Annotated in this window: 20 protein-coding genes; 14 read left to right on the plus strand and 6 right to left on the minus strand. The window is 68.8% G+C overall.

The features are described from left to right. Window positions 1-515: 515 nt before the first annotated feature. The 7 genes from OG202_RS25385 to OG202_RS25415 all read left to right on the plus strand — a co-directional run bounded on the left by OG202_RS25385 (window position 516) and on the right by OG202_RS25415 (window position 8,800). Complete coding sequence (locus OG202_RS25385; protein WP_328223623.1) at window positions 516-5,654, plus strand: DUF6531 domain-containing protein; 5,139 nt, start codon at window positions 516-518, stop codon at window positions 5,652-5,654. Then, window positions 5,629-6,078, plus strand: coding sequence for a hypothetical protein (locus OG202_RS25390; protein ID WP_328223624.1), 450 nt, complete (start codon window positions 5,629-5,631; stop codon window positions 6,076-6,078). The genes OG202_RS25385 and OG202_RS25390 overlap by 26 nt, the downstream gene beginning before the upstream one ends. Window positions 6,079-6,200: 122 nt before the next feature. Next, complete coding sequence (locus tag OG202_RS25395) at window positions 6,201-6,869, plus strand: hypothetical protein (RefSeq protein WP_327728709.1); 669 nt, start codon at window positions 6,201-6,203, stop codon at window positions 6,867-6,869. A gap of 99 nt (window positions 6,870-6,968) precedes the next feature. Further along, on the plus strand, window positions 6,969-7,199 hold the full coding sequence (locus tag OG202_RS25400) for a hypothetical protein (protein WP_327728708.1): 231 nt from the start codon (window positions 6,969-6,971) through the stop codon (window positions 7,197-7,199). Then, window positions 7,196-7,549 carry a hypothetical protein gene (locus OG202_RS25405; protein ID WP_327728707.1) on the plus strand — a complete coding sequence of 118 codons (354 nt, stop codon included), beginning with the start codon at window positions 7,196-7,198 and terminating at the stop codon, window positions 7,547-7,549. Before OG202_RS25400 ends, OG202_RS25405 begins: the two co-directional genes overlap by 4 nt. 175 nt (window positions 7,550-7,724) lie before the next feature. Continuing rightward, window positions 7,725-7,949, plus strand: a complete 225-nt coding sequence (locus OG202_RS25410) for a hypothetical protein (protein ID WP_327728706.1) — start codon at window positions 7,725-7,727, stop codon at window positions 7,947-7,949. A 431-nt stretch (window positions 7,950-8,380) separates the two neighbouring features. Then, window positions 8,381-8,800, plus strand: coding sequence for a hypothetical protein (locus OG202_RS25415; RefSeq protein WP_328223625.1), 420 nt, complete (start codon window positions 8,381-8,383; stop codon window positions 8,798-8,800). Between the two features lie 83 nt (window positions 8,801-8,883). Here OG202_RS25415 and OG202_RS25420 read toward each other — a convergent pair whose 3' ends face one another. Together OG202_RS25420 and OG202_RS25425 are read right to left on the minus strand one after the other, a co-directional pair. Continuing rightward, window positions 8,884-10,842 (minus strand): Ig-like domain repeat protein, encoded by a 1,959-nt coding sequence (locus OG202_RS25420; protein WP_328223626.1) that lies wholly within the window; start codon window positions 10,840-10,842, stop codon window positions 8,884-8,886. Window positions 10,843-11,077: 235 nt separating this feature from the next. Further along, window positions 11,078-11,650, minus strand: coding sequence for a hypothetical protein (locus OG202_RS25425; protein ID WP_327750231.1), 573 nt, complete (start codon window positions 11,648-11,650; stop codon window positions 11,078-11,080). Between the two features lie 150 nt (window positions 11,651-11,800). Here OG202_RS25425 and OG202_RS25430 point away from each other — a divergent pair, with 150 nt between their 5' ends. The 6 genes from OG202_RS25430 (at window position 11,801) to OG202_RS25455 (ending at window position 16,335) form a co-directional block, all read left to right on the plus strand. Beyond that, window positions 11,801-12,223 carry a cold-shock protein gene (locus OG202_RS25430; RefSeq protein WP_327728702.1) on the plus strand — a complete coding sequence of 141 codons (423 nt, stop codon included), beginning with the start codon at window positions 11,801-11,803 and terminating at the stop codon, window positions 12,221-12,223. 98 nt (window positions 12,224-12,321) lie between these two features. Continuing rightward, entirely contained in the window at window positions 12,322-13,089 is a 768-nt protein-coding gene (locus OG202_RS25435; RefSeq protein WP_327728701.1) for an alpha/beta fold hydrolase, read from the plus strand. A 242-nt stretch (window positions 13,090-13,331) separates the two neighbouring features. After that, entirely contained in the window at window positions 13,332-13,880 is a 549-nt protein-coding gene (locus OG202_RS25440) for a Uma2 family endonuclease (RefSeq protein WP_327732174.1), read from the plus strand. A gap of 370 nt (window positions 13,881-14,250) precedes the next feature. After that, a complete protein-coding gene (locus tag OG202_RS25445) occupies window positions 14,251-15,594 on the plus strand; it encodes a helix-turn-helix domain-containing protein (RefSeq protein WP_326585714.1) in 1,344 nt (447 codons plus the stop codon). 44 nt (window positions 15,595-15,638) lie between these two features. Then, on the plus strand, window positions 15,639-16,007 hold the full coding sequence (locus tag OG202_RS25450) for a hypothetical protein (protein WP_328223627.1): 369 nt from the start codon (window positions 15,639-15,641) through the stop codon (window positions 16,005-16,007). 166 nt (window positions 16,008-16,173) lie between these two features. Next, window positions 16,174-16,335 (plus strand): hypothetical protein, encoded by a 162-nt coding sequence (locus OG202_RS25455; protein WP_327732173.1) that lies wholly within the window; start codon window positions 16,174-16,176, stop codon window positions 16,333-16,335. A 12-nt stretch (window positions 16,336-16,347) separates the two neighbouring features. Here the strand turns inward: OG202_RS25455 and OG202_RS25460 are convergent, their stop codons facing one another. From OG202_RS25460 to OG202_RS25470, 3 genes are all read right to left on the minus strand, one after another. Next, complete coding sequence (locus OG202_RS25460) at window positions 16,348-17,280, minus strand: hypothetical protein (protein WP_328223628.1); 933 nt, start codon at window positions 17,278-17,280, stop codon at window positions 16,348-16,350. Further along, a complete protein-coding gene (locus OG202_RS25465) occupies window positions 17,277-17,825 on the minus strand; it encodes a SigE family RNA polymerase sigma factor (protein ID WP_327732172.1) in 549 nt (182 codons plus the stop codon). Before OG202_RS25465 ends, OG202_RS25460 begins: the two co-directional genes overlap by 4 nt. A 249-nt stretch (window positions 17,826-18,074) precedes the next feature. Next, window positions 18,075-18,650 (minus strand): hypothetical protein, encoded by a 576-nt coding sequence (locus tag OG202_RS25470; protein WP_327728698.1) that lies wholly within the window; start codon window positions 18,648-18,650, stop codon window positions 18,075-18,077. Window positions 18,651-18,954: 304 nt separating this feature from the next. Between OG202_RS25470 and OG202_RS25475 the strand changes: the two genes are divergently transcribed. Beyond that, window positions 18,955-19,737 carry an IS5 family transposase gene (locus OG202_RS25475; RefSeq protein WP_086753550.1) on the plus strand — a complete coding sequence of 261 codons (783 nt, stop codon included), beginning with the start codon at window positions 18,955-18,957 and terminating at the stop codon, window positions 19,735-19,737. On the opposite strand, the gene OG202_RS25480 is transcribed toward OG202_RS25475, so the two are convergent. Beyond that, complete coding sequence (locus OG202_RS25480) at window positions 19,703-20,197, minus strand: hypothetical protein (protein ID WP_179201440.1); 495 nt, start codon at window positions 20,195-20,197, stop codon at window positions 19,703-19,705. The two genes, OG202_RS25475 and OG202_RS25480, sit on opposite strands and share 35 nt — an antisense overlap. Window positions 20,198-20,199 lie beyond the last annotated feature (2 nt).

Raw genomic sequence — 20,199 nt, forward strand, 5'->3', positions numbered from 1 at the left:
TGGGGCCTGCTCTCCTGCCCGCCCGTCCTCCGCGCCCGGATAATCGGCGATTCGGACCCCACGTTTGATCAAGAGTCTTCTGCAGTTCGGTGATTGGTGGCACTGCGTTCACCTGCCACTTTCGGCTCTTTCGTGATCGTGTTCACGCCATTTCTGTGGGGCTGCGCGCTCATATACGCCGCTTGGCCAGGGGCTCCCTGGGCGGGGTGCGCGCCACGGCTTCGGTTTCAAGTCGTACTTGTGCGGCGCGAGTTAGTTCGTGCGCACCCTTGATCAGTGATCACTCGACACTCCGTTCACGGTCATCACACAAGGGATGCACGGTGCGCATACGAATACATGGAACGGTACGAAGATCCGTCATCGCTGTCCTGACCCTGGCCTTACTGGCTGTCGCGGGCGTAGTCCCGGCTTGGGCACTTCCCGACCGGCTCTCGGCAGCGCAGCCCGGCGCCCCTGCCGCCGCACCGCCCGGGCTTCGTACAGCGGCAGACCTGCCGAAGCCGCCCAGAGCCATGACATTGGCCGAGCGGCGCAAGCAGGTGAAGGAGTCCCGGGACGAACTGTCGCCGATGCGCGACTACGCGGACTCACCGACCAGGAAACCCCGGGGCAAGCCACAGAGTCGGCCTGACGGTGATGACGCCAAGCGCGGTCCCGCGACCGAAGCAGGCGCGACGCCCTTCTCGGCGGCGACAGGGGACCCCGCGTGGGTGTCGGCCTGGGCGACCGCATACCCGGGACTCCTGTCCATCGGCGGGCAGATGAAGCTCCCTTCGGGCACAGGGGCGTCGTACACGGGGATGTGGCTGTATGTCCTGGACGAGGCAGGCAACTTCGTCCATCAGCAGGAGATCAAGAGAGCTTCGGACGATCCCAGCGGCCGGTATGTGGAGAACGGAGCCTGGTGCTACGGCTGGTGGCCGAGCAATTCCTATCCCGCCGACCAGTGTTTCTGGTGGAGCGGTAGCGCACTGGGCGGACACCTTCAGGACGGTAAGAAATACTACGCTTGGATCTTCGTTCAGGGCTCGGACGGGACCTGGAGCCCGAACGGGACAACTTCCCCGTTGGTGGAGGCCTTCTATACGCCGGACATCCCCGGCGCGCAGGCCGGTATCTGCTCCTGCTACGCGCAGGCCCACCGTGCCGACCCCATCAACACGGCTACCGGCATGTTCTTCGAGCAGCTTACCGACGCCCAGCTGGTCGGTGTCGGCACGCAGGTGTCCCTGGAGCGCACCTACCGCTCCGACTCCACCACGACCGGTCTGCTCGGCCGCGGCTGGGCGACGCCCTTCGACGTGAAGTTGGCCATCGCGACAGACAAGGTCACCTACCAGGCCGACGACGGAGCGAAGTTCGTCTTCACGCAGGCAAGTGACGGCACCTACACCGCGCCGGCGGGCTCGGCGGCGAAGCTCGTCAAGAGCGGCAGCACTTACACGGTCAGCACGCCAGACCACACCAAGCGGACATTCAGCAGCACCGGTCAGCTGACGTCGGTCGTCGACGAAGCAGGACAGGGCCTGGTGCTGACGTACTCGTCCGGCAAGCTCTCCTCCGTCAAGGACGCGGGGGGCCGTACCACGGACTTCACCCTGAACTCCGGCGGCCAGGTCACGAAGGTGAGCCTCCCGGACTCCACTTCGGTCTCATACGCCTACACGGACGGTCTGCTGACCTCGGTCACGGACCCGGCGGGCAAGGTGTCGTCGTACGCCTACAACGCCGACAAGCGGCTGTCGTCCTTCACCGATCCGGCCGGAGGCAAGGTCGCCAACACCTACGACTCCAGCGGCCGGGTCAACTCCCAGACGGACCAGAACGGCAAGAAGACCACCCTCACCTGGGACGGCAGTCGTGAGTCGCACACCACCGCCCCGGATGGGGGTGTGTGGACAGACATCTACTCCGGCAACGTCCTGATGGAGAGCATCGACCCGTACGGCAAGCGCGTCTCCTACAGTTACGACCGGTATCTTCGCCCGGTCGAGATCACCGACCAGCGCGGCAACACCACGGCGATGACGTACGACAGCGCCGGGCGCATGCTGACCCGCACATCGCCGTCGTCGCTCGGCTACTCCGAGAGCTGGACGTACGACAGCGCGGGCAATGTGCTCAGCCACACCGACGGGCGCGCCAACAAGACGTCGTACACCTATGACGCCAAGAACCAGCTGACGTCCGGCACGGATCCGGCGGGTGGGAAGACGTCGTACACGTACACCTCGCTGGGTGCCCTGGCGACCGTGACGAGCCCACGCGGGAAGACGACGACGTACGGGTACGAAGCGGCGGGCAACCGGACCTCGGTGACCACGCCGCTCGGGGAGAAGTCGACGTTCACCTACGACGGCGCCGGCCGCATCACCTCCAAGACGGACCCGCGTGGCAATGTCTCCGGCGCCGACCCGGCCGCGTACACCACCAAGTACACCTACGACGGCAGGGGGCTGCTCAGCACCGCCACCGACCCGCTGGGCCGCACCACCACCTACGGCTACAACGGCGCCGAGCAGCTGACCTCGGCGAAGGACCCGGCGGGCGGCACCACCACGTACGGCTACGACGACGCCGGGAACCTGACGCGCACCACGGACGCGGCCGGCAAGTCGGTCACCCGCACCTACGACCACGGCGCCCGTCTCACCTCGGAGACCGATCCGCTCGGCAACAAGACGACCTACACCTACGACAAGGTCGGCCGACTCCTCACCACGGTCTCCGCGCGCGGCAATGTCTCCGGAGCCGACCCAGCCGCCCACACGACGAGCCACACCTACGACGCGGCGGGCAACCTGACCAAGGTGACAGGGCCCACGGGCGCGACCGTCACCACCGAGTACGACGCCGTCAACCGGCCCGTCAAGGTCACCGATCCGCTCGGCAACGCGACCACCTACACCTACGACGCCGTCGACAACGTCACCAAGACCACCGACCCACTCGGCAAGAGCGTCTCCTCGGTCTACGACAAGAACAACCGGCTGACCAGCACCACCGACCAGCTGAGCAAGACCACCGGCTACGCGTACGACGCCGACGGCAACCTGACCAGCCGGACCTCGCCCCTCGGCAACAAGGAGACCTGGACCTACGACGGCGACGGCCGCCCGCTCACCGCAGTCGATCCGCGCGGAAACGCGTCCGGCGCCGACCCGGCCCAATACACCACCACCAACAGGTACGACGTCGCCGGCAACCTCGTCACCGTCACCGACCCGCTCGGCGGTGTGACGAGCACCGAGTACGACGCGGTCGGCAACGCCACCAAGCGCACCGACGCCGACAAGCGCGTCACCACCTACGGCTACGACAGGCTCGATCGGCTCACCACGGTCACCGCACCCGACGGCGGAAAGACGGCCTACGACTACGACGCTGCGGGCAACCTCACCAAGCGCACCGACGCCAACAACCACGCCACCGGCTACGCCTACGACGCCGCCCGCAGGCTGACGTCGGCCACCGACCCTCTGGACCGGGTGACCTCGAACGCGTACGACGCCGACGGCAACCTCACCAAGAAGACCACCCCGCGCGGCTCCACCAGCTACGCCTTTGACGCGCGTGGGCTGCTCACCAAGGTCGACTACTCGGACACCACGCCCGACATCACGCTCGCGTACGACGCCGCCGGGCGTATGACGAGCCGGGCCAACTCGACGATCTCCGAGGACTTCGGCTACGACGCGGTCGGCAACCTCACCAAGACCCGTGCCTTCTCCTACACCTATGACGCCGCCGGGCAGATGCTCACGCGCAAGTACTCCGACGGCAACACCATCGGCTACTCCTACGACAACGACGGCCGTACGTCGTCCATGACCGCCGACGGGGTCACCACCAACTACACCTGGGACGCGGCGGGCAACCTGACCCGCTCCACGCTGCCCAACACCGAGACCGAGGACCGCGCCTACGACCGGGCCGGCCGACTGACCGCCGTCACCTCGGCCAAGTCCGGTGCCACGGTCACCAAGACCGCGCTCACCCTGTCGGCCGCCGGGCTGCCGACGCACGTCGACGTCACCCGGGCCGGTGTCGCCACCGGGGGCTGGGATCTCACATACGACGCCGCGGCCCGCCTCACCTCCGGCTGCTTCCCGCAGCCCTGGGTCAGCGGCTGCGCCTCGACCCGCACCACGTCCTACACCTACGACAAGGTCGGCAACCGCCTGACCTCCACGCTCGGCGCCACGAGCACCGGCTACGCCTACGACGCGGCCGACCAGCTGACGTCTGCCACCACCGGCACCACGACCACCACCTATGAGTACGACGGCGAGGGCAATCAGACCAAGGCGGGAGCCGACACCTACACCTACGACCTGGCGGGCCAGATATCCGCCGCCACGATCGCCGGCAGCAGCTACACCTACGGCCACGACGCCAGCGGCAACCAGGTCACCACCGCCAAGGACGGCACGGTCACCAGCCGCACCCAGTGGGACCCCAACGCCCCGCTGCCGATCCTGGCCACCGAGTACGACGGTGCCTGGGCGATCAAGCAGTCGTACCGCTACGACCCGCTGGGCCAGCCCACCGCCACCGAGACCGGTTCGGGCACCCTCTTCTCCTACCACCACGACACCCAGGGCTCCCCGGTCGACGTCACCGGCAGCACCGGTACCGTCCATCAGCGCTGGGCCTACGACCCGTTCGGCACACGGGTGTTGAGCACCGCCACCAGCGGCGCCCCCGCGAGCACCCCGTCCTACACGGGCGCCCGCTACGAGCCGACCACGGGCAACCTGGACCTGCACGCCCGGCAGTACAACACGGGCACGGGCCGCTTCACCCGCCCGGACCCGGCCACGCGGAGCATGACGACTCCGTACGTATCGCCGTACGCCTACGCCGACAACACTCCCACCCTCTACACCGACCCGAGCGGTCTGACCCCCGACGATCCCAACAACGACCGCGTCGACAGCCTCGGAGAAGGCCTCAAGATCTTCGGCGACGCCTTCATCGACGTCTTCAAGGCGCCGTTCGAGTTCATGGGCGACGCCCAGGACGCCGTGACCGGCGAGAATGGTGGCGTCGGAGCCTTTACCGACAAGTACCTCCCGGTCCGCCCCGCCTACCGGCTCTACCGCGCCGAGTACCTACTCCGCCAGCAGGGCTGCGACGCCCTGGCCGACCTGTACGCGGACGCGGCGGACGAATTCCTCCAGCAACTGGTCCTGACGGGCGTCGGCGGGCTCACCGGGTGGCGGCGACAGGCTTACGAGGCCGAGACGTCGATACTGGGAGCCGAGGGACTATCGAAGAGCGCCGCCGGCGGTGGCTTGTTCTTCCACGGTTCCGACGTGAAGTCGTTGGTCGATATCCTCAACAAGGGACTGGATGCGTCCGCGGCGGCCGCAGGCCACACCGACGGGCCCGGAGGGTTCTTCATCGCCACCCATCGCGCTGACGCGGAGTTCTTCGCACTGCGCAGCTCGGGACAGAGCGGAATCATCAAGGTCAAGATCACGGATGCGGCGATGAGGAGGCTGGAGGAGGCCGGAGCCGTGACCCGTAAGATCCCGGAATCGCCGAAGTCACCGACATTCCAGGGGTACGAGTTCCACATTCCTCCCTCAGCGTTCGACCTCTTCAACCGACTCAGGCGGGATGGCGACATTGAAGTATCACCCTGACGACATCACCGAACTCCACGTGATGGATTACCTGCAGAGGAATGAGAGGCAGTTCTTCCGCTCAGGCGGCTACAACTCCATCGAGCTGGCGGGAATGATCGCCACCGAGGCTCTGATGCTGGGCGCGGACAACGTCCGAATCCACTCTCACAGGGAGTGGATGACCGTTACCGCCGACAAGGACTGGCTGGAACCCTACGAGCACGAGGCGTTCCACGAGATCACACCGTTCCCGGAAGCGGGAGCCAACTCCATGCTGGCAGAAGTTCTCGCCGTCGCCTTTTCGGCAGGCGTGACAACTACCACACGCGTTGGGGCCAGGGTGATCACGGGGGAAGCCGACGCTCCCGCCCACCTGATGGGCCAGGACATAGCCAGAGCAGTTGCCTTCAGGCACCGACGCGGGCTCCGCCCCCTCGCATGAGCGCCATGCGTCCGCACGAACCACACCAGGTTCGTGCGGACGCGTGTTCTCCAGCTGTTCTCCTCGGCCCATACAAGGGGCGGAATCATCATCAACTCCGATCTCGGACTGGGTACCAACAAATGATCAGTCTCGAACGAGCAGCAGAGTTGGCCCAGAAATACGTGGACGAGGATCCACTCAACTCTGAGGTGGACTTGATCCCGATCGAAGGCTACGTGGCTGTAGTCGGAGAAGCCGCCTACTTCGGCTATCAGACCCGTGGCCACTTGGAGACCGGCGACCCGTCCCAGATGGCGATCGGTATCGGCCCCATCCGCGTCGATCTGGTGACGGGCGAGTGCAGGATGCTCGGCTCTCTTGAGGCCATGGACATGGATCTGTTCGAGGTTGATGAGTTTGAACTTTTCGGTCCGGGCGGTTGGAGGATCGTCGCGCCCGAACAACTGGATGCCTGGCGGGCCGCCTTCGACGCGGAGCCGGCCGCTGCCGACCTCTCATCCGCCTGTCCGCAGTGTGGTGCGACGGATCTTCACCGCTGGTACAGGGTGGAAGACCCGCTGGACGAAACGTTCGACGGGGTCCGTGCCGTCGCCTACGGTTGGCGTGTCGAGTGGTGTGCCTCGTGCCACCTCTGTTACGAGGACGGCGACACCTTCGTACCGGACTACTGGCGGTCTCCGTACGACGTGCCCGAGGCGTTCGAGGTGAAGTTCGCACCGCGGTATGTCGAGGCCGCCCGCCAGGCGAAACTGGAAGCCGACGAGAAGCGTTCGGCTCGGGATCGCTGAGACAGGCAATGGTGGTGCCGTGCTTCTCGCTGCGCGATCGGCGGGAAGCACGGACCATCGGCGTACGGAGGACAAGATCTCGGAGTGAGGCCAACTCGAATGACGGACGAGATCAATGAGTACGCGTTTCTCTGGGACGGGTCCGAGGGCGGCTGGGCCGTGATCACCTCTGATCTTGGACTCGGTGCCATTTACAACACCAGGACGCAGATGGCTCTCCTGATCGAGGACGACAACCTGAATGCCCGGGTGATCGAGCTGATGCGCGAACACAGCCGCCCGTTCCTGGACTTCATCCCGAGTACCTCATGGGAAGAAGGACGGTCATGAGCTACGACCTCGCATTCTGGTACGAGAGCGGTTCCATCGACTCGAAGGCGGCGTTTCGGAAATATGACGCGACAGTGGACGGTGAGTCCGGCGTCACCGCTGGGAGTCCGAGAGTCGCCGCATTCCATCGGGACGTCCTGAACGCGTATCAGGACCTCACGGAGAACACCTCGGAAGAGGAAGCGGAACAATCTCCCTGGACTTCTTCCGTGTATTTCAACGGAGAGTGCGTACTGGTCACCATCGCCTGGTCCCGAAGAAGCGAAGTCGCCGACGCGCTCATCACCATGGCGAAGAACCGAGGACTTGTGACCTACGACCCGCAGGACGGGCTGGTCATCGAGGCGTGACGCGCACGAGTTGCGTGCAGTTGCGTGTTGCTTGCCTGGTTGGGGGCTTCGGGTCGCTGGCTGCGACTGTGGTGGTACTCGCCGTTCCGGTAACGCTGGTGGGAGTGGCCGGGTCGGCGTCGGCGACGGCACCTGTGGCACAGGGGGTAGCAGCAACAGGGACCCGAGTGCCAACGTGAGGATGACAGCGGGCGTCGCCGCGAACATGCGCAGCGGCTCCAGCACCAGCTGTGCGGTCCGAGGTTGGGCCGACAACCAGAATGTCCTGGACTACTGGTGCTACACCCGCAACGCCGACAACTCCACCTGGACGTACCTCAGGAACGTCACCGACAACACGTACGGCTGGGTCAGCGACTCCCTGCTGTCCAACGGCGGCTCCAACTTCCAGTGCCTCTGACCGCCCCAACGGCACTGTGGCCCGCGACGGTCGATGTCGCGGGCCACCCGGTGGGCGATCCACCGGCAGGCAGAGCCCGTCCCGCGTCGCGAGCTCGTGGGCCGCTCGTCGGACCGGTGCGACGGGTCACCCTGTGGGGCATCGCAGGTCGGATAGGGAGCGGTTCGGGGAGCAGGCCACCATGGCCAGGGAGAGATACGTGGGGCGTTCGAGGTAGCGGCCGAGGGACATCTGCGGCTCCCTCCGTGGCGGCTGCGGCTGTCCGGCGTCGTCGCCAGTGACCAGCCGACGTTGTCGCCGGTGCGCACGTTGTGTGAGACGACCAACTGATCGGCACCCGCGATCTGTTGAAGAGCGTAGTCCGCGGTGATGTGGATGAGGTTCGCGGCTCATGAGGCCGCGAGCGACGACGGACGAGAGGCCTTGAACCGATGCCGGAGAACAGGTACGCGAGGCCCGCGCGACTGAAGGCGGTCCACCTGTCGGGGCCCACGACGGGCGATCCGGAACAGTCCTGTGAGGAACTCGTCGACCACATCCGGGACGGCCTGGCGAAACGCCGTTACGTCCTCGCGGACATCCTGCCGACGGTTCCCGAGATACGGGACCGTTACGGAGTGCCGGAGGAAGACGTTCACCTCGCGATCCGGGAACTCCGCAGGGCCGAGCTCCTGCAACTGCACGACGAGTACGAGGACACGTACTTCCTCGATCCCGGTCCCGGTTCCGGTCGCCCGGCGGGTGGGCCACCGGACGACCTGGCCGTGCGGGTGCGAAAGCTGGAGGCGCTGTACCGCGACCTGGCGGCCCGCGAGGAGGCGATCGAGCCGCCGCCACCCCCGTCGGCCTGACGCACCACGGCACGGAACGGCCGGGCACACCGGGTACGAGTCCCGTGGTGCCCGGCCGGTGTGCCGAAACAGCGTGCCCCGGACTACGTGAAGATGAAGTACTTCCACGCGCCGGACGTCGTGGTGTTGACGTTGTCGCCGGAGCTGGTGTCGCGGTACTCGGAGCGGAAGCGGAAGCGGATGTTCGTGGTCGGGGTGCCGGTCAGGGTGACGTCGGACCTGCCGGCCGTGCCGAGGGGGAAGTACTCGGAACCGGCGTCCCGCCAGGCGCCCTGGTAGAAGGCCTGGAGCTGGAGACGCTGCTTGCGGCCCTCGTAGTACGTCATCGTGGTCTTGAGGACCGGGTCCTTGGACTTGCGGAGGTAGTGATACTTCTGGCCCCAGGCCGACCGGGTCTTGTAGTGGCCCGCGATCGACGAGGAGATCCTGACCTTGGTGTAGACGGTGTTCGTGACCGTCTTCGCCTTGTAGCGCGCGTCGCCCGCGAACTTCACCGAGAGCTTGGTGTCGCGCTTGAGGTCGACGGTGACCGACAGGTTCCCCTTCGAGTTCACCGTCCCCGACTTCACCAGCTTGTTCGGCCTGTCGGAGCCGTACGGGTCGGCCCAGATCTCGACCTTGCGGTTCTTGTACGTCTTGCCGAGGTGCGCGGTGAACTTGACGTCAGCGCCGTACGCGTAGGTCTTGCGGTTCTTGTCGAGCGTGAGGGTGGTCGCGGCGCGCGAGACCTCGACGGTGTCGGAGGCGGACGTGGCGGTGTGGTCCGCGTCGCCCGCGTACGACACCTTGTACGTGACCTTGCCGCCGGCCGGCGGAGTGTCCGTGAAGGAGAACTTGCCGCCCGTGCCCAGGGTCTTGGTGCCGAGCGACTTGCCCTTCGGGGACTCCATGTCGGTGCGGGTGACCGTGAGGGGGGTGCCGGCGGGCAGGGCCAGGTCCGCGGTGAGCTTGCCGGAGACGGTGAGCTTCTTGGCGCGGGTGGCCGTCGCCGGGGCGCTGACCGTCGCGGTGCTGACGTACTTGCGGGGCTCGTCGACGACGTGGAACGTGGTCGCGCCCGACGACGAGGTCAGCACGAACAGCTTGTTGCCGTCGGGGTCCCACACCACGCCGTTGTCGTTCCACAGCGAGGCGCCGTGCAGCTTGCGGACGCTGGCCGGCTGCTCCGCGCCCTTGCCGAAGACGTAGGTGTCGCCGGTGCGCTCGAAGTCGGAGATCGTCGCCGCGACCGTGCCGTCCGGGGCGATGTCGACGCCCATCGGCTCGTCCGGCACCGGGAACGAACGCGTCTGCTCCAGGTCGGAGAGGCGGTACTCGGTGAGCGCGCGGTTGCCGGGGCCGGCCATCACGAGGTGGGTACCGTCCGGGGTGAGGGCCGCGTCGTTCGGGAAGCCGCCCTTGTTCGCGGAGACCCGGACGACCGGCGTACCGGAGGCGATGTCGTAGACGATGACCGGGCCGGAGCTGATGCCCGCGTCGAGCGCTACGAGCGTGCCCGGATTGTCCGGGTCGGCGTACAGCATGGGCGGGCTGGCGTAGTCGTGGCCCCCGGCGAGGTCCAGCGTGACCGTCGGGGTCTCGGCGGTCAGGTCGACCGCGCCCAGCCCGGAGTCCCACTGGTCGCCGTAGGCGAACCACAGTTTGCCCTCGGCGAAGGCCAGCCGGGACGGCTCGGTGTTCGTGCCGGTCGCGTACTCGGCGGTCTGGGCTCGCGTCACCGTGTCGATGGCGACGATCTTGTCGGCGCCACGCACGGCCGCGTACAGCGTGCTGCCGTCCGGGCCGAGTTCGAGGTCCCTGACCTGTGCCAGGCCGGTGATCTGGCTGACGACGACACCGGCGTACGTGGTGACGACGATCTTGTTGTTGCCGGGATCGCTGATGAAGAGCCGCTGGTGCTCGGCGTCCACGACCGTGTCGTACGGCTGCGAGACGGCGATGGCCCTGCTGCTGTCGGCGGACACGGGTGCGGCCGTGCCGACGGTGAGCGCGGCCGAGCTGAAGAGGACTGCCAGCGCGGTGGCAGCCGGAAGAGTGCGCATACGCACGAGTTTCGAACCCCCCGGAACGAAAGAAATGGGCGCGTCGTCGCGCGGGGCCGGTGTGTTCGACCTGTGCGGCGCGTGTGACGCGTGAGTGAAGATTAAGTCATGTCACTGACAAGAGGGTCACAGGGGGTGGTGGGCAACTCAATGGATTTACGTTGCGCAGGACCGGCAAGGGTGCCGCCCCGCAGGGAGCGGCACCCTTGAAAGACCCTTGGTCGGCCGTGGTGGTTCAGCGGTCGAGGACGATCTTCGTCGTGGTGACCGGCGCGGCGTTCGGCGTGGCGGTCGCGGACTTCTTCTTGTCGGGGTTGATGGCGTACTTGAAGGTGAAGCCCACCGTGGCCTTGCCCGGCTTGCCGCCGACCTGGACCGCGAAGACGCAGGTGGCGGAGAGGTTGTAGGTCTTCTTCTTGGTGTGCGGGTGGGCCTTGCTGCCCACCTTGGAGTGCCACACGTAGCCGACCGGTATGGCGGCGTGCGTGTCGTGGTACTTGCCGTTGAGCCCGGTCGCCTTGCAGTTCATCTTGCTCGTGGCGATGGCCTTCAGCTTCTTGTTGGTGATCTTGAACGACCAGGGCATCGGGTAGTACTTGGGGTACTTGCCCGTCAGCTTGACCTGGGCGTGGAGGATCCCGGCCTTCTGCTTCGCCTTGGGTGTGCTGTAGCCCTGCTTCTTGGGTGTGAAGACGGTCGTCTCCTGTGCCGCCGCGGCCGTCGGCGCGGCCTCCGCGGCACCGAGCGCGCCGAAGGCGAGGGCCAGGGCGGTACCGGACACGACGGCCACGCGGCCGATCCTGTTCATTTCGTTCTGCAAGGTGTCCCCGTTTCAGAAAAGCGTGAGACCGGGTGTGTTGCCTGGTCACCGACAGCTCATCAGAGGGGGCGGGGGCCGCGGTAGGTCCTTTGGGACAATGCGAGTGCGAAAGTCGAGGGGCTAGCCTGTGGAGCCATCGTGCAGAGTCGGTCCGTAGGGGGAGCGATCAGTAGTCATCCGGTTCATGGCACCGTCCGGTCGTGGGACGACGAGTCCGGCTGGGGTGTGCTGACCTCACCCGAAGTGCCCGGCGAGGTCTGGGCGCACTTCTCGGCCGTGCAGACCCCGGCCCCGGACGCGTTCGCGTCCCTGGAACCCGGCGAGTCCGTCCTCTTCACCTGGGAGGAGGCCGACCAGGACGGCTACTCCTACCGCGCGTTGCGGGTGCGCCGCCCCGGCGACCCGGAGACCGACTGGGACGGCGACGAACACCGCACCGACGGGGACCAGACCGACGAGGCCGACGAGGACGACGACGATGAGGAGGACGACGTGTTCGCGCTGACCGACGTCCACATCGAGTTCGACGACGAGCGAGACGACGAGCGAGACGACCGGTGAGGCGACGGGTGAGGCTACGGCAGAGGCGAGGATAGAGAAGAGAGAGGGCTGAACTGCCGGACCGATAAAGGGTGTCGGCCGGTGCGAGGGGGAGACACATGCGTGAAGCCGTGGTCACGGACGCCGGGGACCGGATCCGTTGGGTCGAGCTGCCGGGGGAGGAGCCCAGCCGGGTGTACGTGCACGGGCTCGGGGCCACCTCGCCCGCGTACTTCACGGAGGTGGCGGTCCACCCCCTGCTCGCCGGGCGCCGCTCGCTGCTCGTCGACCTGCTCGGGCACGGCATCAGCGATCGCCCCGCGGACTTCGACTACAGCCTGGAGACGCACGCCGACGCGCTCGCCCGGGCGCTGACGGCGGCGGACGTCACCGGCGCCGAGATGGTCGCGCACAGCATGGGCGGCTCGGTGGGGATCGTGCTGGCGTCGCGGCATCCGCGGCTGGTGCGGAAGCTGGTGATGATCGACTCCAACCTCGATCCGCTCACCCCCACGCACGGGGTCGTCGGGAGCAACGGCATCGCCGCGTACTCCGAGGAGGAGTTCCTCGCGGGGGGCCGGGAGGAGTTCGCCCAACTGGCCGGTGCCCAGTGGTGGTCGACCATGCGGCTGGCCGGTCCCGAGGCCCTGTACCGCAGCGCCGCCGGGCTGGCCCGGGGCACCCACCCCACCGTGCGTGAGCTGCTGCTCGACCTGAAGATCCCCCGTACGTACCTCCATCCCGGGGCCGACGGCCCGCTCCCCGGCACGGACGCCCTCAGAGAAGCCGGGGTGTCCGTCGTCCCGATCCCGGACTGCGGCCACAACGTCATGCTCGACAACCCGGAGGCCTTCGTAAGCGCGACGGCGGCGGCACTGGCCGACTGATACCACCGGCCCTCCGCCGAACACGGTTCCCCGGCCCGCACAGAAACGTAACAGCACACTCGTTCGAGTGAATGGCTCCGGATTCCCTGTGCGGGCTTCCGGCCTACGCTGAGAGGGTCGCGCTGAGCGAACGGAGGTCTGTCATGCCGACGGCGGAGCCGATCATCATGCCGGGGTACCAGGGCGAGTACATTTACGGTCCCTATGACGACCCTGACGGCGAGTACGAGGAGCCCTTGCGTATGGGCGGCGTAAGCGTGGAGCAGGCCTTCGAGTTGTTCAGTGCGGCTGCCCCCGAGGGCTGGCGCGTGGAGCTGATCGAAGGGGAGATCTGCGTGACACCTCCGGCCAACGGGGAGCACGAGGAAATTGTGTCGGAGGTCAACCATCAGGTCGGCCGGAAAGTCCGCGACGACTCGCTGCGGAACTTCACCGGCATCGGCCTGACCGTCCCCGGCTCCTCCGCGACAGGTCATGTCGTCCCTGACCTGGTCATCGCCCCCAAAGGGAGCTTCGGAGACCAGGAAGAGTGGCACGAGCCCTCCCCCATCCTCCTCGTCGCCGAGGTCACCTCCGACAGCACGGCCGCCCACGACCGCGAGAAGAAGATCCGTGGCTACGCCCGGGCGGGGATCCCCGTCTACCTCCTCATCGACCGGGAGGAGGGGCAAGTGACCGTGTACTCGGAGCCGTCCGGCGACGAGTACGCCAAGGGTGCCCAGCACAAGATGGGGCTCGCTGTGCCGCTGCCCGCGCCTCTCGGCTTCGACCTGGACACCGCCGAGTTCTGAGCCGGCGGTCGGCGAGGCCGCGCCCCCCGTCAGCGGGGGAAGGCGTTGGCCACGGTCATCAGGGCGGTGATCGCGAGGAGCGCGGCGGCCACGGAGCGGGCGTGGCGGGTGAGCAGGTCTCGGATCACGGGGACCTCCCAGCGGCGGCGATGGCGACGGCAGCGGCGATGGCGGCGGCACGGTACGACGGTGACGGTGACTGTGTGACGGTGACTGCGGCGGCGACTGAGTGGCTGATCAAGCGAGTTAAGCGCACTTAACGTGCCACTTAACGTAAGGCTTTGGCCTGCCAACGGCAAGAGGACGTTGGGGAGTTGGGTAAAGCGGCCGGTGTAAGGGGGGTTACTGGCATGCTTACGTCATGGCAGGTATGGCCGAGCGTGACGACCCCGAGGTCATCGGGCGCAGAGTGCAACAACTGCGGACGGAACGGGGCCTCACACAGCGGCAGTTGGCGGAACCGGCGTACACCCCGGCGTACATCTCGACGCTGGAGGCCGGCCGGGTCCGGGCCTCCGAACCGGCCCTGCGGCACATCGCCGAGCGGCTCGGCGTGGGATACGAGGAACTGGCCACCGGCCGCCCCGCCGGCTTCGCCACCGAGCTGCGGCTGCGCCTCACCGGCGCCCAGCGCACCCTCGCCGGCGGTGCCACGGAGGCCGCCGCCGAGGGGTTCACGGTCGTCCTCGCGGAGGCGGAGGAGTACGGGCTGGTCGCCGAGCAGGCCGACGCACTGCTCGGGCTCGGTGAATGCGCCCTGGAGACCGGCGACCTGGAGACCGCCCAGCTGCGGTTCGAACAGGCCGAGCAGCGGCTCGGCGACGCCCCGCTGCCGGCCCGCGTCCCCGCCCTGCGCGGCCGTGCGACCGCCCACTACCTCGCCGGTGAACTCCGCTACTCCTGCTACCTGTTCGAGTCCACACTCGACGAACTGAACCGCAACGGGATGCACGATCCCGACGCGTTACTCCTCCTCTACACCGGGGTCATCGCCCCCTACATGGACATGGGTGCCCACGCCCGCGCCGCCCAGGCCGCCGAGCTGGCCCTCGCCCTCGCCCCGCAGTCCGGCGACCCGGCCCTCGTCGCCCGTATGCACCGGTCCGTCGCCCGGACGATGATCGCCGAGGGGCGGATCGCCGAGGCCGACGCGTCGCTCGCCAAGGCCTCCGAGCTCTACCGGCAGCTCCAGATCCGCACCGAGCTGGCCAACTGCCACTGGATGCGCGGCTACCTCCACGCCCAGAACGGCGACTACGCCCGTGCCGAGGAAGAGCTGCGCGAGGCCCGCCGCATGCTCTCCGCCAAGCGCGCCGCCCTCTACACCAGCCAGGTCGCCGTCGAGCTCGCCGACGTCCTGCACCGCCGCGGCAAGTCCGAGGAGGCCGCCGAGCTGCTCCGCGAGGTGCTCAGCGACCTCAGCTCCGAACGCGGGGCCCTGCACTCCGCCGCCGCCCACCGCCTCCTCGGCATCATCGCCGAGGACACCCGGGACGCGGACACCGCCGAGGAGCACTACGTACGGGCGCTGAGCCTGCTGGAACGGGCGGGCGCCGCCGGCGACCTGGCCGACCTGTGCCGTCTGCTGGGCGACCTGTACCGCCGCACCGGCCGCGTCGAGGCCGCCCTCGACGCCTACCGCACCGGCCTCGGCCACCACACCGCCCCCGGCACCACCACTCTCGGCCCCGCCCCCGCACAGCCCCCTCTGTGACGATTCCTCGCCCCCCCCACAGCCCCGCGCCCTAGCTTCCTCATGTGGAGACCGAGGAAGAGGAAGAACAGGGGAGCGCCGAGAGACAGAACACCGCCGGGACACGGCCGAGGCCCGGAGAACGACCGGGCGTCGGGGAGCGGGCGGGTGTCGGGAAGCGGCCGGGCGTCGGCGAGCGACCGGCCGTCGGGGAGCGGCGGAGTGCCGGGCAGCGCGGGGGCGTTCTCGTCGCCGTGCGGCTTGTCGTGCGCGTGCTGCTCTGCGCCGTGTTCGGCGGTCTCGCGCTCGTCGCCGTCGCGACCGTCGCCTCCGTCCTCGGCCCGGTGGTCGTGCGGACCGGGAGGCCGCCGAGTACGCGGCGCGCGGCGTCGGGACGTTCCCCGCGCTGCCGAAGGCGGACCCGGTCGAGCTGACCCTCGGTGAGTTCTCGTCCCGGGCGGTCCACGACAGCGGGCGGTCGCTGAAGGGCCGTACGGTCCGGACGACCGGCTTCGTCACCCAGGGGGCGACGGCGCCTGGTACCTCACCCGCCTCCTCGTCTCCTGCCGCGCCGCCGACGCCGGCCCGTACAAGGTCGAGATCCGGGACGCCGACGCCCCGACCACCGACACCTGGGTCACCGTCACCGGCATCTGGCACCCCACGGGCGAGCCGGGCTCGGAGAAGGCCTGGCCGCCCGTCCTGGACGCCGGGTCGGTGCGGCGGGTGGCCGAGCCGGAGAACCCGTACGAGAAGCGGTGAGACCGCGGAGCGTCAGGGGCCGAAGTAGTTCTCCGCGAGCACCTCGCCGTCGGTGCCGTAGACCATCACCTCGTGCACGGGGTCCTGGAAGTCGAGGGAGCGCGCGAGGTCCTCCGGGACCCGCACATGGCCGTAGTAGACGCCCCAGTTGGTGGTGCCCTTCAGGCGCAGGACCGTGCCGTCGAGGACCGTGCCGTCGTAGGTGGTGATCCTGACGCCGGCGGCCGCGGACCGGACGCCGTAGAAGAGGCCGTGGACCGTGTAGCCGCCGGTGGCCGAGCCCGAGCCCTGCAGGGAGATGCCCGGTTCGCTGGTGTCGAGGTTGCCGTCCACCAGGCTGCGGAACTGGTCCGGCCCGGTCACGCCGGGCTCCGGCTCCGGGTCCCGCCAGTGCTTGCCGTCCGCGGTCAGCCACAGCTCCGTGCCCTGCTCGGTGGTGACCCGTTCCTCGGGCGCGACGACCCGTACCTGCCCGGCGAGTGGCGCGGAGGTCTCGGAGGTCCGGGCGGGCGTCGGGGTCGGCGTCGGTGAGGGCGAGGCGCCGGCGCTCGGGTTCGGGCTCGGCGGGGCCATCGGCCGGACCGTGGAGGAGGGGCCGTCGGGGCGGAGGGCCAGCACGACGAGCGGGATGAGCAGCAGCCCGCAGCCGGTGCTCAGTGCGGCGGCCCGGCGCCGCCGTCGGCGCTTGCGGCCGTCCCGCTCGATCGCCTCCAGCGGTACCGGCGGCGGCGTGACGTCGTACGCGGCCTCGGCGAACGCCTCCCGCAGCAACTGCCCGGTGTCGGCGGCGTACGCGCCACCCACGCCCGAGCCCGCCGCGCCCGAGTCGGCACCCGAGCCCACGCCCGTTTCCGCGCCCGCGTCCACGCCGACGCCCGCGCCCGCGCCTGTTCCTGTGTCTGTGCCGGTTCCGGTCGGGCCGGTCCCGGAGGTCGGGTGGTTCATGGGCGGGCTCCGGGGACGGGCGAGGGGGGCGCCTGGGCGAACGGGGGAGAGGGAGCGGAGGCGGTGGAGCCGTGGCCGCCGTCCGTACGGGAGGCGGCGAACACCGGGTGGGTGCGCAGGGCCTGCAGGCCGCGCCGTACATGGGTCTTGACCGTGCCGAGCGAGCAGCCGAGCAACTGGGCGATCTCGTTCTCGCTGAGGTCCTCCCAGAAGCGGAGCACCAGCACGGACCGCTGGCGGGCCGACAGTCCGGCCAACGCCTGGGTGACGGCGGCCTGTTGGGCGATCGAGTCGGCGTGCCCGGCGTGCCGCTCGTGCACCCGTTCCGGCAGGAACGGCGTCAGCAGATGGGCCACGCGTCTCTTGCGGACGCGGCTGATGTTGTTGTTGACCAGCGAGCGCCGTACGTAGAAGTCGACGTCGTCGCGCGGGATGCGCCGCCAGCGGGCGTACACCTTCGCCAGGGTGGTCTGCACGAGATCCTCGGCCTCGTGGAAGTCACCGGTCAGCATGTGCGCGGTACGCACCAGGCGGGGCCAGGCCACGGTGGCGTACGCGGCGAAGTCGCCGCCCTCGGGCGGTCCGGGCTGCTCGTGCGGTCCGGGCTGCTCGGGCTGCTCGGGCGGTCCGGGTTTCTCGTGCGGCACGGACGACGGTCCTCGGGGTCGGGAGTGGGGGAGCGTGCCCGTGCGGGCGGGGAGTGGTCAGGTCCTCCGCCCGCACGGTCACTTCGAGCCGCCGACCGCTCCGGCCGACAGAGCGGTACGGAGCGGGTCGGCTCAGGTCAGCTCAGCTCAGCTCAGCGGCAGCTGGGAGTAGACGCGGCCCCTGGTGTCGTAGACGGTGACCTCGCGGAGGAAGTCCTCCCCGTTGTCGCCCGACGGCAGGTCGGCGATGGCGTACCAGACACCCCAGCCCGGCTTCCCGGCCAGCTCGATCAGCTTGCCGCGGACCTTGCCCGTGCTGGTCGCGACCTCGACACGGGAGGCCGTGCCCTTGCCGCCGTAGTAGAGGCCGGAGAGGTAGTAGCGCCCCTCGAAGCCGCTGCCCTGGAGGGACACCCCGGGCCGGGTCGGGTCGATGTTGCCGTCGACGACGCTGCGGAACTGCGGGTCGTCGGGCATGTCCGGGTCCGTCCAGTGCTTGCCCTCCGCCGTCAGCCACAGCTCGAAGCCGGGCGCGGCGACGACGTGCTCCCCGGGTGCGACGATGCGCGGCGTCGGCGCCTTCCTGGCCGCCGCCACCGCCGCCGTGTCGGTGCCGTGCGCCGTCTCCCCCCGCGAGACGGCGTACGACATCGACGGCACCCCCGCCAGCACCGTGGTCAGCGCTGCGACGGCGACGTACTTGTGCATCCGCGTCATGGTCATGAACGGACAACCCCCATTGGTGTGTTGGTCTGAGAAGCTGTTGCTCTATCGATCTTGGTGGGCGTGAGTTCGAGGTTGTCGACTCGGTCGGGTGATCTCGTGGCCAACCGGGCATGAAAGCGGGGCCTCCCGCACAGCTCGTGGGTGTCGAATCCAACCGAGCAACAGGAGGCCCCTGGTGCTGCAGTCTTCCGTGCCGGCGTCGATGGCGTCCAACCAAGCTTCCCTGGAGTGTGATTGCCTCGCACACCGGTTCGGGAACGCCAGGGACCGGCCGTACAGGCGACCGAAGTATCCGTCCGACATGAGCGACGCGGAGTGGGCCGTCGTACGTGAGGCGATGCCGGTTCCCGGCTGGCTGGAGGGCCGTGGCGGGCAACCGGAGAGCTATTGCCACCGGCAGATGGTCGACGCGGTGCGCTATCTGGTCGCGGGCGGTATCACCTGGCGGGCGATGCCTGCGGACTTTCCCGCGTGGGACCGCGTCTACGCCTTCTTCCGGCGCTGGCGGGACAAGGGCCTGACCGCCGAGTTCCACGACCGGCTGCGCGACCGGGTCCGCCGGGCTGAGGGCCGGGACCCGGAGCCGACGGCCGGCGTCATCGATGCGCAGTCGGTGAGGGCAGCCGCGTCGGTGCCGGGCGCGACCAGGGGCTTCGACGGCGGGAAGAAGGTCAACGGCCGCAAGCGGCACATCGTGGTGGACACCCTCGGACTGCTGTTGGCCGTGACGGTGACCGCGGCCTCGGTCACCGACCGGGACGCGGGGCAGACACTCCTGGCCCGGCTGCGTGAACGGCACTGGCGCATCACGCGGGTGTGGGCCGACGGCGGCTACACCGGGCGCCTGGTCGACCTCGCCCGCGACGCCTGGCGGATCGCGCTGACCGTGGTCAGACGCAGCGACGACACCAGCGGTTTCATCGTGCTGCCGAAGAGGTGGCTGGTGGAGCGCACGTTCGCGTGGCTGATGCACTCACGCCGGCTGGCCCGCGACTACGAGACGCGCACCGACACCTCGGAGGCAGTGATCAAGTGGGCGATGAGCACAGTCATGAGCCGCCGCCTCGCCCGACGGGCACGCTGAACAGCCCCGGACGTTCCTCAGCCAGCCAGCCCCGCGCGGCCAGCCGCTTGGCTTTCGACCGCACCCCTTCCACCTTCGCCGGGACCGGCTCCAGCCCGAGGCCTGCCGCGAGTTGACGACAGTCCATCGCCTCCCCGCGCATCCCGTTCCCGCCGGCCAGCACGTCCATGATCCGCTGGTAGTCCGGCGCGAGAACCGCCGGGGCGAGCCCTTCCTCCCAGTGAGGCACCACTGAGCCGGGCACCGCCTGCCTGACCTGCACCGGCCGTTCGCCGGCCACCACGACCGGCGCCACGTCCTCGCCTCCGCGAGGCTCCGCCAGAACCTCACCCACCGTCTCACGGGCAATCACGAACCGCTCCCACACCGCCTCCGCTTCCCGCAGCTCGGCCTGGAGAGCATCCACCCGCTGCCGAGCGACGCGTTCACGCTCCTCCAGCAACCCCATCACCGACGGCATCC

It is taken from the genome of Streptomyces sp. NBC_00310 (genome assembly GCF_036208085.1).
In the GTDB taxonomy this organism is placed as follows: Bacteria; Actinomycetota; Actinomycetes; order Streptomycetales; family Streptomycetaceae; genus Streptomyces.

Excerpts from the sequence above, each read along its gene's own strand:
- OG202_RS25385 (WP_328223623.1), top strand. The coding sequence starts at position 516 with ATGACATTGGCCGAGCGGCGCAAGCAGGTGAAGGAGTCCCGGGACGAA.
- OG202_RS25390 (WP_328223624.1), top strand. The coding sequence starts at position 5,629 with ATGGCGACATTGAAGTATCACCCTGACGACATCACCGAACTCCACGTG.
- OG202_RS25395 (WP_327728709.1), top strand. The coding sequence starts at position 6,201 with ATGATCAGTCTCGAACGAGCAGCAGAGTTGGCCCAGAAATACGTGGAC.
- OG202_RS25400 (WP_327728708.1), top strand. The coding sequence starts at position 6,969 with ATGACGGACGAGATCAATGAGTACGCGTTTCTCTGGGACGGGTCCGAG.
- OG202_RS25405 (WP_327728707.1), top strand. The coding sequence starts at position 7,196 with ATGAGCTACGACCTCGCATTCTGGTACGAGAGCGGTTCCATCGACTCG.
- OG202_RS25415 (WP_328223625.1), top strand. The coding sequence starts at position 8,381 with ATGCCGGAGAACAGGTACGCGAGGCCCGCGCGACTGAAGGCGGTCCAC.
- OG202_RS25420 (WP_328223626.1), bottom strand. The coding sequence starts at position 10,842 with ATGCGCACTCTTCCGGCTGCCACCGCGCTGGCAGTCCTCTTCAGCTCG.
- OG202_RS25425 (WP_327750231.1), bottom strand. The coding sequence starts at position 11,650 with ATGAACAGGATCGGCCGCGTGGCCGTCGTGTCCGGTACCGCCCTGGCC.
- OG202_RS25435 (WP_327728701.1), top strand. The coding sequence starts at position 12,322 with ATGCGTGAAGCCGTGGTCACGGACGCCGGGGACCGGATCCGTTGGGTC.
- OG202_RS25440 (WP_327732174.1), top strand. The coding sequence starts at position 13,332 with ATGGGCGGCGTAAGCGTGGAGCAGGCCTTCGAGTTGTTCAGTGCGGCT.
- OG202_RS25445 (WP_326585714.1), top strand. The coding sequence starts at position 14,251 with ATGGCCGAGCGTGACGACCCCGAGGTCATCGGGCGCAGAGTGCAACAA.
- OG202_RS25460 (WP_328223628.1), bottom strand. The coding sequence starts at position 17,280 with ATGAACCACCCGACCTCCGGGACCGGCCCGACCGGAACCGGCACAGAC.
- OG202_RS25470 (WP_327728698.1), bottom strand. The coding sequence starts at position 18,650 with ATGACCATGACGCGGATGCACAAGTACGTCGCCGTCGCAGCGCTGACC.
- OG202_RS25475 (WP_086753550.1), top strand. The coding sequence starts at position 18,955 with ATGAGCGACGCGGAGTGGGCCGTCGTACGTGAGGCGATGCCGGTTCCC.
- OG202_RS25480 (WP_179201440.1), bottom strand. The coding sequence starts at position 20,197 with ATGCCGTCGGTGATGGGGTTGCTGGAGGAGCGTGAACGCGTCGCTCGG.